The organism is Tardiphaga sp. vice154, from assembly GCF_007018645.1.
Classification (GTDB): Bacteria; Pseudomonadota; Alphaproteobacteria; order Rhizobiales; family Xanthobacteraceae; genus Tardiphaga.
This window is the reverse complement of the sequence record NZ_CP041399.1, coordinates 3,346,511-3,359,239: the sequence shown is the minus strand read 5'-3', so window position 1 is coordinate 3,359,239 and position 12,729 is coordinate 3,346,511. Positions and strand designations below refer to the sequence as shown.

General features: G+C 65.0%; 13 protein-coding genes. 10 read left to right on the top strand and 3 right to left on the bottom strand.

What is annotated here, in order from left to right; translation table 11 throughout:
- Nucleotides 1–45 precede the first annotated feature (45 nt).
- On the bottom strand, nucleotides 46–2,202 hold the full coding sequence (locus FIU28_RS15660) for a lytic transglycosylase domain-containing protein (protein WP_143576218.1): 2,157 nt from the start codon (nucleotides 2,200–2,202) through the stop codon (nucleotides 46–48).
- A gap of 290 nt (nucleotides 2,203–2,492) precedes the next feature.
- On the opposite strand from FIU28_RS15660, the gene dapA reads away from it, so the two are divergent.
- The 4 genes from dapA (at nucleotide 2,493) to FIU28_RS15640 (ending at nucleotide 4,992) form a co-directional block, all read left to right on the top strand.
- Nucleotides 2,493–3,383 carry a 4-hydroxy-tetrahydrodipicolinate synthase gene (dapA, locus tag FIU28_RS15655; protein ID WP_143574156.1) on the top strand — a complete coding sequence of 297 codons (891 nt, stop codon included), beginning with the start codon at nucleotides 2,493–2,495 and terminating at the stop codon, nucleotides 3,381–3,383.
- A 71-nt stretch (nucleotides 3,384–3,454) separates the two neighbouring features.
- Nucleotides 3,455–3,871, top strand: coding sequence for a large conductance mechanosensitive channel protein MscL (mscL, locus tag FIU28_RS15650; RefSeq protein WP_143574155.1), 417 nt, complete (start codon nucleotides 3,455–3,457; stop codon nucleotides 3,869–3,871).
- Between the two features lie 63 nt (nucleotides 3,872–3,934).
- Nucleotides 3,935–4,408 carry an SsrA-binding protein SmpB gene (smpB, locus tag FIU28_RS15645; protein ID WP_143574154.1) on the top strand — a complete coding sequence of 158 codons (474 nt, stop codon included), beginning with the start codon at nucleotides 3,935–3,937 and terminating at the stop codon, nucleotides 4,406–4,408.
- Between the two features lie 2 nt (nucleotides 4,409–4,410).
- On the top strand, nucleotides 4,411–4,992 hold the full coding sequence (locus tag FIU28_RS15640) for a peroxiredoxin (RefSeq protein ID WP_143574153.1): 582 nt from the start codon (nucleotides 4,411–4,413) through the stop codon (nucleotides 4,990–4,992).
- A gap of 105 nt (nucleotides 4,993–5,097) precedes the next feature.
- On the opposite strand, the gene FIU28_RS15635 is transcribed toward FIU28_RS15640, so the two are convergent.
- Nucleotides 5,098–5,766: a uracil-DNA glycosylase gene (locus FIU28_RS15635; RefSeq protein WP_143574152.1), complete on the bottom strand. Its 669-nt coding sequence runs from the start codon at nucleotides 5,764–5,766 to the stop codon at nucleotides 5,098–5,100.
- Between the two features lie 4 nt (nucleotides 5,767–5,770).
- Nucleotides 5,771–6,394: a LabA-like NYN domain-containing protein gene (locus FIU28_RS15630; RefSeq protein WP_143574151.1), complete on the bottom strand. Its 624-nt coding sequence runs from the start codon at nucleotides 6,392–6,394 to the stop codon at nucleotides 5,771–5,773.
- A gap of 361 nt (nucleotides 6,395–6,755) precedes the next feature.
- Between FIU28_RS15630 and rpoZ the strand changes: the two genes are divergently transcribed.
- From rpoZ to rnc, 6 genes are all read left to right on the top strand, one after another.
- Complete coding sequence (gene rpoZ / locus FIU28_RS15625; RefSeq protein WP_143574150.1) at nucleotides 6,756–7,148, top strand: DNA-directed RNA polymerase subunit omega; 393 nt, start codon at nucleotides 6,756–6,758, stop codon at nucleotides 7,146–7,148.
- Nucleotides 7,149–7,304: 156 nt separating this feature from the next.
- Nucleotides 7,305–9,656, top strand: a complete 2,352-nt coding sequence (locus FIU28_RS15620) for a RelA/SpoT family protein (protein ID WP_143574149.1) — start codon at nucleotides 7,305–7,307, stop codon at nucleotides 9,654–9,656.
- Between the two features lie 30 nt (nucleotides 9,657–9,686).
- Complete coding sequence (locus FIU28_RS15615) at nucleotides 9,687–10,445, top strand: pyridoxine 5'-phosphate synthase (protein WP_143574148.1); 759 nt, start codon at nucleotides 9,687–9,689, stop codon at nucleotides 10,443–10,445.
- Entirely contained in the window at nucleotides 10,442–10,861 is a 420-nt protein-coding gene (acpS, locus tag FIU28_RS15610) for a holo-ACP synthase (RefSeq protein WP_143574147.1), read from the top strand. The genes FIU28_RS15615 and acpS overlap by 4 nt, the downstream gene beginning before the upstream one ends.
- A gap of 268 nt (nucleotides 10,862–11,129) precedes the next feature.
- Nucleotides 11,130–11,888: a signal peptidase I gene (gene lepB / locus FIU28_RS15605; protein ID WP_143574146.1), complete on the top strand. Its 759-nt coding sequence runs from the start codon at nucleotides 11,130–11,132 to the stop codon at nucleotides 11,886–11,888.
- A complete protein-coding gene (rnc, locus tag FIU28_RS15600) occupies nucleotides 11,885–12,706 on the top strand; it encodes a ribonuclease III (protein ID WP_143574145.1) in 822 nt (273 codons plus the stop codon). The genes lepB and rnc overlap by 4 nt, the downstream gene beginning before the upstream one ends.
- Nucleotides 12,707–12,729: the final 23 nt, after the last annotated feature.

The following is a 12,729-nucleotide window of genomic DNA, read 5'->3' as shown; positions in this document are numbered from 1 at the left end:
CGTAATCCGCCACCGGAATGATGGGCGGCGGATCGATCATGAGAGCTATTCGGTGCTGCCGCGCTGCAGGTCGGCTTCGATCTGCAGCTTCGAGCCGCCGCCGAAGCGGGCGCGGTAGACCTGCAGGTTCTCCATGATCCGCTGCACGTAGTTGCGGGTCTCGGAGAACGGGATCGATTCGACCCAGTCGACCGCATCGACCTTGGGATCGCGCGGGTCGCCGTAGCGCTCGACCCATTTGCGCACGCTGCCGCGGCCTGCATTGTAGCCGGCAAACGTCATGATGTAGGAGCCGCGATAGTCCTCGAGCAGGCCGCCGAGCTCCGCGGCGCCGAGCGTCGCGTTGTAGACCGAGTCGGTCTTCAGCCGGTTGAGGTCGTAGGTCCCGCCGTGCCGCTTGGTGACGTATTGCGCCGCCCCCGGCGTCACCTGCATCAGCCCGTAGGCATTTGCGGGCGATACCACCGCGGGATTGAACGCGCTTTCCTGCCGCGCGATCGAATACACCACCGCGCGTTCGACCTCCGGGCCGATTGGCTTGAACGGCGGGATGCCGGTCATCGGATAGGCGTAGAAATCGAACGGCAGGCCGCGGTTCAGCGCCGCCTTGCCGAGCAGTAGCATGCCGCGGGCGTCGGAATTGCGCGAGGCAATTTCGCCCAAGCCCACCAGCGCATCGGGATCGCCGTTCTCGCCCATGTCGCCGAAGATCGGAATCGCGATCTCGCGCTCGTCCAGCGCATAGAGCAGGGCCACCGCGCGGACGATTTCGAGCCGCTCGACGCCGCGGCCGCGCGCGCCCGGCGCGCCGTTGATCTCGAGCTGCGGCAGGCCCAGCTTGGCGCGGGCGAGCTGGCCGTAATAGCTGGTCGATTGCTCGGCGGCCGATGCGTAAGCCTGTCGCGCCTCGGCGCTGCGGCCCATCGCTTCGGCGGCGCGGCCCTGCCAGTAGCCGGCGCGCGCCAGCGCGGTCGGGTTGACGGAGCCGACCCCGATGCGCGCGAAATGCTGCGCGGCCGTCGCGGGATCTTTCAGGAAACGCAACGCGATCCAGCCGGCGGTGAATTCCTGTTCGGTCTTGTAGATGTCGCGGGCGGGCAGGGCGGCGTCGCGGGCGATGATATAGGCCGAGCGGTGCTCGCCGACATCGAGCATTTTTCGCGCCAGCAGCCGGCGCTCGATCCACCATTCGTCGAGATTGTGCAGTCGCGCCGGATCTCGCGGCGCCGCGATCATCAGACGCGCCGCCTCGCCAAAATTCTCGTCGCGGCGTAGCTGCTGGATTTTGGCGAATATGTAGCCGGGATCGCTGTGCAAGTCGCCGGGCACCGCCGCGAGCAGGGCCTTGGCGTTCGGCTGCTTCTTGGTGATCGCGATCCGCGCGCGCGCAAGCGCCATCTGGCCGCCGCCGAGCCGCTGCGCGGCGCGCAAGGCGGCATCGGTGTCGCTGCCATAGAGCAGCATATCCATCCGTGCCTTGTGGTCGCCGCCCGACAGCAGGGCCCCGAACAGATCGAGCACCATCGCTTCGGTGTCGCCGGAAATCGAATCATTGCGCCAGGCGTCGCGCACCAGACGCTCGGCCTGCGCGCGGTCGCCGCGCGCGATCATGGCCCGCGCCAGCGAGAACTTGCCTTTGGCCGACAGCGGTTTCTCGTCCTGGAAATAGGCCAGCACGGCGTCGTCGTTGCGGCGATCGTCCCACAGGGCTGCCTCGGCGCGGCGGCGCAGGAAGGTCTGCGACGGCCAGCTCGGATTGGCGGCCAGGAAGGCACGGTAGCGCTCTACCGAGGCACCGTTGTTGTCGCTGCGCAGGATCAGCCACTCGGCGAGTTTTCGCGCGACGGGATCGCCGATGCCCTGCGCCACCTGCGAGGCATCGACCGGCTTGCGGTTGCGGATCAGCTCGATGACGTTCTCGACCGCTTCGGCGTCGGCCTGGGGCGTGGACGACGTCGCGGCCATCGCAGCGGGCGCAATCGCGCGCTTCGTCGGCGCCGGCAATGCGGCATGCTGGCGCGTCGCGGGCTGGATCGCGGGGGCACGGCTGGCCTGATCGGCGGCGACCGGCTTTGCCGGCGTGGAGGAGGGGATGGCGGCGGTGGTCGCCGGAACCACATTGCGCGAGATCGGCCGCGGTTTCGGCAGCGGCACGCCCGATGCAGCCTCGACCGTCAGCGCCGCAACGCTCGCGCCCAGCATCAGGGTGGCGCCGAGCGCCTTCCATCGGGTGGTGGTGGGGGCCAGTCGCTTCACGGCATTCCCTCGTGGCGAATCACGGCAGTTGCCGATCACCACCGCTGTATTTGATTGAATTTATGGACAAACCGTCAAGATTTGCCTGCTTCGGCCTGTCTGCCCGATCACAGCGGCAAAATCGCGGCTGAAACGCCCGCGGGCGGTCTTTCGTCTGCCTCGCAGACCCGTTAGAAGTTGCTGTTCGATCAAGGGTTCAGCAGACGGCGCAGGCCGCAGCGCGTTCGGAGAATGACATGGCAGCCAAGACAGATTTTCGGGGGTCCTACACTGCCTTGGTCACGCCGTTCAAAGATGGCGCGCTGGACGAGGCCGCGTTCCGCGCGCTGGTGTCCTGGCAGATCGACGAGGGCACCAACGGCCTGGTCCCCGTCGGCACCACCGGCGAGAGCCCGACGCTGAGCCATAAGGAACACATGCAGGTCGTCGAATGGTGCATCGACGAGGCGCGCGGCCGCGTTCCGGTGATCGCCGGCGCCGGCTCGAATTCCACCCGCGAGGCTGTCGAACTGGCCAAACATGCCGAGAAGGCCGGCGCCGACGCCGTGCTGGTGGTCACGCCATATTACAACAAGCCGACCCAGGAAGGCATGTACCAGCACTTCAAGGCGGTGAACGACGCGATCGGCATTCCGATCCTGATCTACAACATCCCGCCGCGCTCGGTCGTCGATATGTCGGTCGCCACCATGAGCCGGCTGTACGAGTTGAAGAACATCACGGGCGTCAAGGATGCCACCGCCAATCTGGCCCGCGTCTCGCAGCAGCGCCACGCGATGGGGCCGGACTTCATCCAGTTGTCCGGCGAGGACATGACCGCGCTGGCCTATATGGCCGCCGGCGGCCATGGCTGCATTTCGGTCGTCGCCAATGTCGCGCCGAAGCCCTGCGCCGAGCTGATGGCGGCAGTGCTGAAGGGGGATTATGCCGCAGCCCTCAAGATCCAGGATCGGCTGGTGCCGCTGCATGACGCGATCTTCATGGAGCCGGGTCTGGCCGGCGCCAAGCATGGCCTGAAGCTGCTCGGCCGCGTCCATGAAGAAGTGCGTCTGCCGCTGATGAAGGTCACGGAGCCGACCGGCGCGGTGATCCGCGACGCCATGGTGCACGCCGGGCTGTTGAACTGAGGTCACGGCGTTTGGCCGTGATTGCGACCCTGACCATATTGACCTGACCATATTGAAGAGAGGAATTGCAAGTGCTGAAGGAATTTCGTGAATTCGCGATGAAGGGCAACGTGGTCGATCTCGCTGTCGGCGTGATCATCGGTGCGGCGTTCGGCGCCATCGTGACCTCGATGGTCGGCGATATCATCATGCCGATCGTCGGTGCCATCACCGGCGGCCTCGACTTCTCGAATTACTTCACCGGCCTGTCGAAAGCCGTGACGGCGACCAATCTCGTCGACGCCAAGAAGCAGGGCGCCGTGCTGGCCTGGGGCAACTTCCTCACTTTGACCATCAACTTCATCATCATTGCCTTCGTGCTGTTCATGGTGATCCGCTTCATGAACAAGGTGAAGCGCAATGACGCGGCCAAGCCCGCGGAGCCTGCCAAGCCGACCCGTGAAGAAGAGCTGCTGACCGAGATCCGCGACCTGCTCAAGAAGGCCTGACGGCTGCTTGAAGCGCGCGTTATCGACCTTATGTTTTCGAGATAACGCCCAGAGCGAGTGACGATGGCCGAGAAGAAAGACCCCCCGATCAAGGTGATCGCGGAAAACCGCAAGGCGCGGTTCAACTACGCCATCGAGGACACGCTCGAGGTCGGCATTGCGCTGACCGGCACCGAGGTGAAGTCGATCCGTAACGGCAAGTCGACGATCGCGGAGTCCTACGCCGACCCCAAGGACGGCGAGATATGGCTGATTAACTGCAACATCCCGGAATATCTGCAGGCCAACCGCTTCAACCATGAGCCGAAACGGCCACGCCGGCTGCTGCTGCACCGCAAGCAGATCAACAAGCTGATGGGCGCGGTCGAGCGCCAGGGTATGACGCTGGTGCCGCTGAAAATGTACTTCAATGAGCGTGGCCGGGTGAAGCTGCAACTGGCGCTCGCCAAGGGCAAGCAGTTGCATGACAAGCGGGCCAGCGAGAAGGATCGCGACTGGGGCCGCGAAAAGGGACGCTTGATGCGGTCGCGGGGGTGAGCATGGTGACGAAGCAGACCAATCTTCTCGAAGTCGACTGGAGCCAGATCCCGGCGCCGCAGGATGACGGCGCCGCGGCGCATCTCGTGGGCATGACCGTTCCCCCGATCAGCCTGCGCGCGACCAACGACACCGCCGTGGTGCTGTCCGAACTCCGGGGCCGCACGGTCGTGTTCGCCTATCCGCGCACCGGCGAGCCCGGCAAGATCTCGCTGGTCGATGATTGGGACATGATCCCGGGCGCGCGCGGCTGCACGCCGCAGACCTGCGCCTTCCGCGACCTGTTCGCCGAGTTGAAGGCCGCCGGCGCGAAGCAGGTGTTCGGCCTCTCGACGCAGAGCAACGCCTACCAGACCGAAATGGCGTCGCGCCTGCATCTGCCGTTTCCGGTGCTGTCGGACGAGGCGCTCGAATTGGCCGAGGCGTTGCGTCTGCCGGTGATGGAAGTGGCCGAACTGACCTTGATCAAGCGCATGGCGCTGGTGATCGACGATGCGAAAATCACCCAATTGTTTTACCCGGTGTTTCCGCCAGACCGGAACGCCGGCGACGTGCTGGAATGGTTGAAGGCCAATCCGGTCTAGCTCACTTCGTTGCCCGGATGACAATCCGGGGCCGGCCGCTCCACACGACCGCTTTCCCCGGATTGCGTCGTCGCGCGGCGTTGCGGCGTGCCGACATCATCCGGGCTACTCCTCTGCCAGATCCGCCTTCACCCTTGCGAACACGCTGCGGAACATCTCCGGCGTCAGCACCCGCGTATTCGTGTTGTAGCGCGAGCAGTGATAGCTGTCGTACAGCTTGAATCGGCCGGCGTCGTGCACCGCGCCATGGGCGAACGGCGCCAGCACCGCGCGGATGCCGAGCGTCTTCAGCATCGTGTCGTGGGCGACGCGGCCGAGCAGCACGATGGCGCGCAGCCGCGGCATCGTCTCCATCGTGGCGATGAGGAACGGCCGGCAGGTGGTGATCTCGACGGGCAGGGGCTTGTTCTGCGGCGGCACGCAGCGCACCGCATTGGTGATGCGACAGTCCTGCAAGGTCAGGCTGTCATCGGGCCGCGCCAGGAACTGGCCGGTGGCAAAGCCGAACTCGATCAGCGTCGCGTAGAGCAACTCGCCGGCGTAGTCGCCGGTGAACGGCCGTCCGGTGCGGTTGGCGCCGTTGACGCCGGGCGCCAGGCCGACGATCAGCAGCGCGGCGTCGGACCGGCCGAACGACGGCACCGGCGAATTCCACCCTTGCGGATCGCGGGCCCGGACCGCGTGGCGATAGTCTACCAGCCGCGGGCAGAGCGGGCAGTCGCGGTCGGGATCGGTGGGAATGCCGGCGACAGCGCCAAGCGTCGTCGCCGGCATGGGATCAGTCTTCGAATTCGTCGTCGGCGGCAGACGGCGCGGTGGTGGCGGCCGTGCGCTGCAGGAATTGCGGGGTCTGGTGGCGCGGCGCCGGGCGTTCCGCCGGATCGCGGCCAAGCTTGGACTGCAGTTCCATCAAGTCGGTGAACACGTCGGCCTGGCGGCGCAGTTCGTCAGCGATCATCGGCGGCTGGCTGGAGATGGTCGAGACCACGGTGACGCGGACGCCGCGGCGCTGCACGGCCTCCACCAGCGAGCGGAAGTCGCCGTCGCCGGAAAACAGAACGATCTGATCGACATGCTCGGCCAGTTCCATCGCGTTGACCGCGAGTTCGATGTCCATGTTCCCCTTGACCTTGCGGCGGCCCGAGGCGTCGATGAATTCCTTGGTCGCCTTGGTGACCACCGTGTAGCCGTTGTAGTCGAGCCAGTCGATCAACGGCCGGATCGAGGAATATTCCTGATCCTCGATGATCGCGGTGTAATAAAATGCCCGGACCAGCTTGCCGCGACTCTGAAATTCCTTGAGCAGGCGCTTGTAGTCGATGTCGAAACCAAGTGTTTTCGCCGTGGCATAAAGGTTGGCGCCGTCAATAAAGAGCGCGATCTTGTCAGATGAGGGGGACATCAAGTTTCTCACGTGGTTTGTTGTTGCTAACGTTCTTGGCACGGCAACAATTTCGTCGTGCGTTTACAATAGAACCGCCCACGTGCGGCGATCCGTTTGGTCCAACCGTCGCACAAAAGGGTGAGAACGGGGCCATCGTCGCCCTTATGACTATGCAATAAAGCCCTTTTGGTGGTCGCTGGCCTGGTTTTGCAGGGGCGGAATTCAGTACCTCGCGGCCCCCGGCGGGGTATCATGATGAGGTATCAGATGGTAAGTGATTGGCCAATCACCAAATTGGTTCTTGCGAAATCTGCAAAGCCCCTATACCTAACCCGGATAATCATCATTTCTGGCCCCTTTAACAGCGGAGCGACATTTAATGGCGCGCGTCACCGTCGAAGATTGCATCGATAAAGTCGACAACAGGTTCGACCTGGTTCTGCTGGCGGCCCACCGGGCCCGCATGATCTCGTCGGGTTCACAACTGACGATTGATCGCGACAACGACAAGAACCCCGTGGTGTCGCTGCGCGAGATCGCCGATTCGACGATATCGCCGGAAGATCTCCGCGAGGAACTGGTGCATTCGCTGCAGAAGTTCGTCGAAGTCGATGAGCCCGAGCCCGACACGATCCCGCTGATCGGCTCCGCCGGTGCCAGCGTCGATGCCGACGACACCGAAGTCGCTGTCGAGCGCATGACCGAAGAAGAACTGCTCAAGGGTCTCGAAGGCCTGGCCCCGCCGGAACAGCAGCCCGAGGAAGACGAATAAGCGACGGTATCTGCATCGTTCGCCAACCCTCGCGAACATCAAATTTTCGACAAGGCCCGGACGATCGTCCGGGCCTTTGCTTTTGCGGACACTTTCAGGGCAAACTCGGGACTCATAATGATTTCGCTCCAGCATGGGCGATGAAATGAGGGATTGATGGCGACGCGCCGTAATTCGCGGCAGATGGAAGCGGCGAGCGACAGCATCGCAGCCGCGACGTCGTTGACGCCTGCCACCCCGGCCGCTGCCGAAGTGACTGTGGCGCCTGGGACCGCTGCCACGCCCGTGACCCCCGCCAAAGTGCCGCGCGCCTCGCGGGCCCGCATGATGCGGCAATACGATCTGGTCGAACGGGTCCGCTCGTACAACCCGAATACCGACGAGGACATGCTCAACCGTGCCTATGTCTACGCCATGGTCGCCCATGGCGAGCAGACGCGGGCGTCGGGCGACCCTTATTTCACCCATCCGCTCGAAGTGGCGGCGATCCTCACCGACCTCAAGCTCGACGACGCCACCATCGTGGCGGCGCTGCTGCACGACACCATCGAGGACACCGAGGCGACCCGCGCCGAGATAGACCGGTTGTTCGGCGCCGAGATCGGCGCGCTGGTCGAGGGCCTGACCAAGCTGAAGCGGCTCGAACTGGTATCGCGCGAGGCCAAGCAGGCCGAAAACCTGCGCAAGCTGCTGCTGGCGATCGCCGACGACGTCCGCGTGCTGCTGATCAAGCTTGCCGACCGTCTGCACAACATGCGGACGATGGAGTTCATGCCACCGGCCTCGCGCCGCCGCATCGCCGAGGAAACGCTCGACATCTATGCGCCGCTGGCCGGTCGCATGGGCATGCAGGAAATGCGCGAGGAACTCGAGGAGCTGTCGTTCAAGGTACTCGATCCCGAGGCCTATGCGGTGGTGACGGCGCGGCTGGATGCATTGGCCGAGCGCAACCGCAATTTGATCGGCATGATCGAGGCCCAGCTTTCCACCAATCTGGAGAAGCGCGGCATCCCTGCGCGGGTGTCGGGCCGGCGCAAACGGCCATTTTCGATCTGGACCAAGATGGAGCGCAAGTCGGTCGGCTTCGAGCAATTGTCCGACATCTTCGGCTTCCGCGTGGTGGTGAAGGACACCGAGGCCTGTTACCGCGCGCTCGGCGTGGTGCACACCACCTGGCCCGTCGTGCCCGGCCGCTTCAAGGACTACATCTCGACACCGAAGCAGAACGACTACCGCTCGTTGCACACCACCGTCATCGGACCCGGCAACCAGCGTGTCGAGCTGCAGTTTCGCGACGAGGACATGAACGCGATCGCCGAATACGGCATCGCCGCGCATGCGTTCTACAAGGACGGCATCGGCTCGCCGACCGAAATGTTGAAGCGCGAGTCCAACGCCTTCTCCTGGTTGCGCCACACCATCGGCATCCTCTCCGAAAGCTCCAATCCCGAGGAATTTCTGGAGCACACCAAGCTCGAACTGTTTCACGACCAGGTGTTCTGCTTCACCCCGAAGGGCAAGCTGATCGCGCTGCCGCGCAACGCCAATGTCGTCGACTTCGCCTATGCCGTGCATACCGACGTCGGCAACAGCGCGGTCGGCTGCAAGATCAACGGCAAGTTCGCGCCCCTGTCGTCGGAATTGCAGAACGGCGACGAGGTCGAGGTGTTGACCTCTGCCGCGCAGCAGGCGCCGCCGTCGGCCTGGGAATCGCTCGCCGTCACCGGCAAGGCCCGCGCCGCGATCCGCCGCGCCACCCGCACCGCGGTGCGCGACCAATATGCCGGGCTCGGTCGCCGAATCGTCGAGCGATTGTTTGCCCGCGCCAAGATGGAATATGCCGACGACCAGTTGAAGGGCGCGCTGCCGCGGCTGGCGCGGACTTCGATCGACGATGTGATGGCCTCGGTCGGCCGCGGCGAGCTGCGCGCCGCGGACGTCGCCCGTGCGATGTATCCCGACTACAAGGAAGAGCGGATCGGCCGCTTCGCCGCCACCAACCGCAAGGCCACCGCGGACCGGGTCAAGACGCCGGACGGCGCGGGCCGGGTCACCTCGATCATTTCCGTTGGCGGTCTCAATCACGACCTGCCGGTGAAGTTTGCGCCGAATGGCGGCGCCGTGCCGGGCGACCGCATCGTCGGCATTGTCACGCCGGGCGAGGGCATCACCATCTATCCGATCCAGTCGCCGGCGCTGAAGGATTTCGAGGAGGAGCCGGAGCGCTGGGTCGATGCGCGCTGGGACGTCGATGAGACCTCGCCGCAGCGTTTTCCGGCGCGGTTGTTCGTGCAAAACGTCAACGAGCCCGGCAGCCTTGCGCAGATCGCCCAGGTGATCGCCGACCATGACGGCAATATCGACAATATCAGCATGTACCGCCGCTCCCCGGATTTCACGGAGCAGAACATCGATATCGAGGTCTATGACCTCAAGCATCTGAGCGCTATCATCAACCAGTTGCGCGCCAAGGCCGTCGTCGCCAAGGTCGAGCGCGTCAACGCCTAGCGTCTTCTTCCAGCCTCCCGGATTGCCGTCATGACCAAGACCTCGCCGCTGCGCCTCGGCGTCAACATCGATCACGTCGCCACGCTGCGTAATGCGCGGGGCGGCACGCGGCCCGATCCGGTGCGGGCGGCGCTGGCCGCCATCGCGGCCGGCGCCGACGGCATCACCGCGCATCTGCGCGAGGACCGCCGCCACATCCGCGACGCGGATATGGTCAGGCTGAAGGCCGAAATCTCCAAGCCGCTGAATTTCGAGATGGCGGCGACGCCGGACATGGTGCGGATTGCGCTGGCGACCAAGCCGCATGCGGTCTGCCTGGTGCCGGAACGGCGCGAGGAACTGACCACCGAAGGCGGGCTCGACGTCGTCGGCCAGCGCGAGTCGCTGGCACCATCGATCGCCCGCTTCAACGACGCCGGCATTCGCGTTTCGCTGTTCATCGCCGCCGATCCCGGCCAGATCGAGATGGCCGCCAGGCTCCGCGCGCCGGTGATCGAACTGCACACCGGCGCCTGGTGCGACGCCATCGAGGATGGCAACGCGGCGAAAGCCGCCAGCGAGTGGCAGCGCATCGTCGCCGGCGTCGAACTGGCGGAGGCGGCCGGGCTCGAAATCCATGCCGGCCACGGGCTGGACTACGCCACCGCCGAAACCATCGCCGCGTTGCCGCAGATCCGCGAGCTGAACATCGGCTACTTCATGATGGGGGAGGCGCTGTTCGTCGGGCTGGCCGAAACCGTCCGCCTGATGCGGGCGGCGATGGCGCGGGGGCGGGGGGCCGGGGCATGATCCTCGGCATTGGCAACGACCTGATCGACATCACGCGGGTCGCCAAGGTGATCGAGCGGCACGGCGAGCGCTTTCTGGAGCGGGTCTTTACCGAGGCCGAGCGCGCCCGTGCGCAGCGCCGGGCGGGCAATGAGAAGATGCTGATGGCCACCTATGCCAAGCGCTTTGCCGCCAAGGAGGCCTGTTCCAAGGCGCTCGGCACCGGCATCCGGCAGGGGGTCTGGTGGCGCGACATGGGCGTGGTCAATCTGCCGGGGGGCCGGCCGACGATGCGGCTGACCGGCGGCGCGCTGGCCCGGCTTCAGGCCATGACCCCGGCGGGGTTCGAAGCGCGGATCGACCTCACCATTACCGACGACTGGCCGCTGGCGCAGGCGTTCGTCATCATTTCGGGGGAGCGGACAGCCGAGGGCTAAGCTTCCAATAAATCGATTATTGCATATTTTTCAGTTAATTAGCCGATTTTATGGGGCCGGGGCCAGCTTTGTCGCGATTGCGGCCTCGCCGACAACCCGCTAAAAGCCGGCATCCGTCTTCAGCCGGGTCGAATGCGCCTGGACCCTCTGGGTTTGCGCCGCAATTCGCTCTAAACATCAGAATCAGAGCCTTTTCTCATCGCGTCGCCATTTTCGCGTGAGACAATCCACCAGCGGCGCGGCGATCGCGACGGGAATCGGGAAAGCCATGAGCGTGACATCCGGAACCAAGACCGAAGGCGGTATCGGCGAGACCATCCGAGTCGTGATCAACGCGCTGTTGATTGCGCTGGTGATCCGGACCGTCCTGTTCCAGCCGTTCAACATCCCGTCCGGCTCGATGAAGGCCACCCTGCTGGTCGGTGATTACCTGTTCGTCTCGAAATATTCCTACGGCTACAGCCATTATTCGATCCCGCTGTCGCCGCCGATCTTCTCCGGGCGGATTTTCGGCTCCGAGCCCGCGCGCGGCGACGTCGTCGTGTTCCGGCTGCCGAAGGACGACAGCACCGACTACATCAAGCGCGTGATCGGGCTGCCCGGCGACCGCATCCAGATGAAAGAGGGGCTGCTCTACATCAACGAGAAGCCGGTGCAGCGCGAGCGGCTGACCGACTTCGTCGGCGAGGATCCATGCGGCTCGGACGCCACCGCGCGCGTCAAGCGCTGGAAGGAAACGCTGCCGAACGGCGTGACCTATGAGTCCTTGGATTGCGTCGATAACGGTTTCTACGACAACACCAACATCTACACCGTGCCGCCCGGCAACTTCTTCATGATGGGCGACAACCGCGACAATTCGACCGACAGCCGCGTGCTATCCGCGGTGGGTTACGTGCCGTTCGAGAACATCGTCGGCCGCGCCCAGATGATCTTCTTCTCGATCGCCGAGGGCGAACAGGCCTGGCAGATCTGGCGCTGGCCGACGGCCGTGCGCTGGAGCCGCATCTTCTCCATCGTGCGATGAAGGAAGATAGCAACATCCCCACCGAGACCGCGCCGCGCGCCGACGAAGTGAACCCGCCTGCCGCGGCCGCGCCGGAATCCGCCGCGGTCCGGAAGAAGCGCAAGAGCGCCGCGCTCAAGGCGGCGGCGGCCGAGATCGAGACCCGGATCGGCTACGTCTTCAAGGACCCAGCCCTGATCGCCACCGCGTTCACGCACGTCTCGGCACTGAAGTCTGCGCGCAACCGCGGCGACAGCTACCAGCGGCTCGAATTTCTCGGCGACCACGTGCTCGGCCTCGTGGTATCCGACATGCTGTACCGTGCCTTTCCGGGCGGCGACGAAGGCGAACTCTCCAAGCGCCTGGCCGACCTCGTGCGCAAGGAAACCTGCGCCGATGTGGCGCGCTCGCTGGGCCTGCTCGAGGGCATCAAGCTCGGCTCGGTCGGCGTCGGCGCCGGCGCTCGCTTACGCAAATCCGTGCTCGGCGACATCTGCGAAGCGGTGATCGGCGCGATCTTCCTCGATGGCGGCTATCCCGCCGCGGAAGAATTCGTCCAGCGCAACTGGGTCGAGCGGATGCGCAAGCCGGTCAGGCCGTTGCGCGACGCCAAGACCGTGTTGCAGGAATGGGCGCAGGGCCGCGGCCTGCCGACGCCGGTGTATCGCGAGGTCGAACGTTCCGGCCCGCACCACGATCCGCATTTCAAGGTCGCGGTGGATGTCCAGGGTCTCGCCCCGGCCGAAGGCGAGGGCGGCAGCAAGCGCGCCGCCGAGAAGGCCGCAGCCCAGGCGATGGTCGCGCGCGAAGGCGTCAGCAGTGGCGGCAACGAAGGATGATGCTGTGAACGAAGCCGAACACG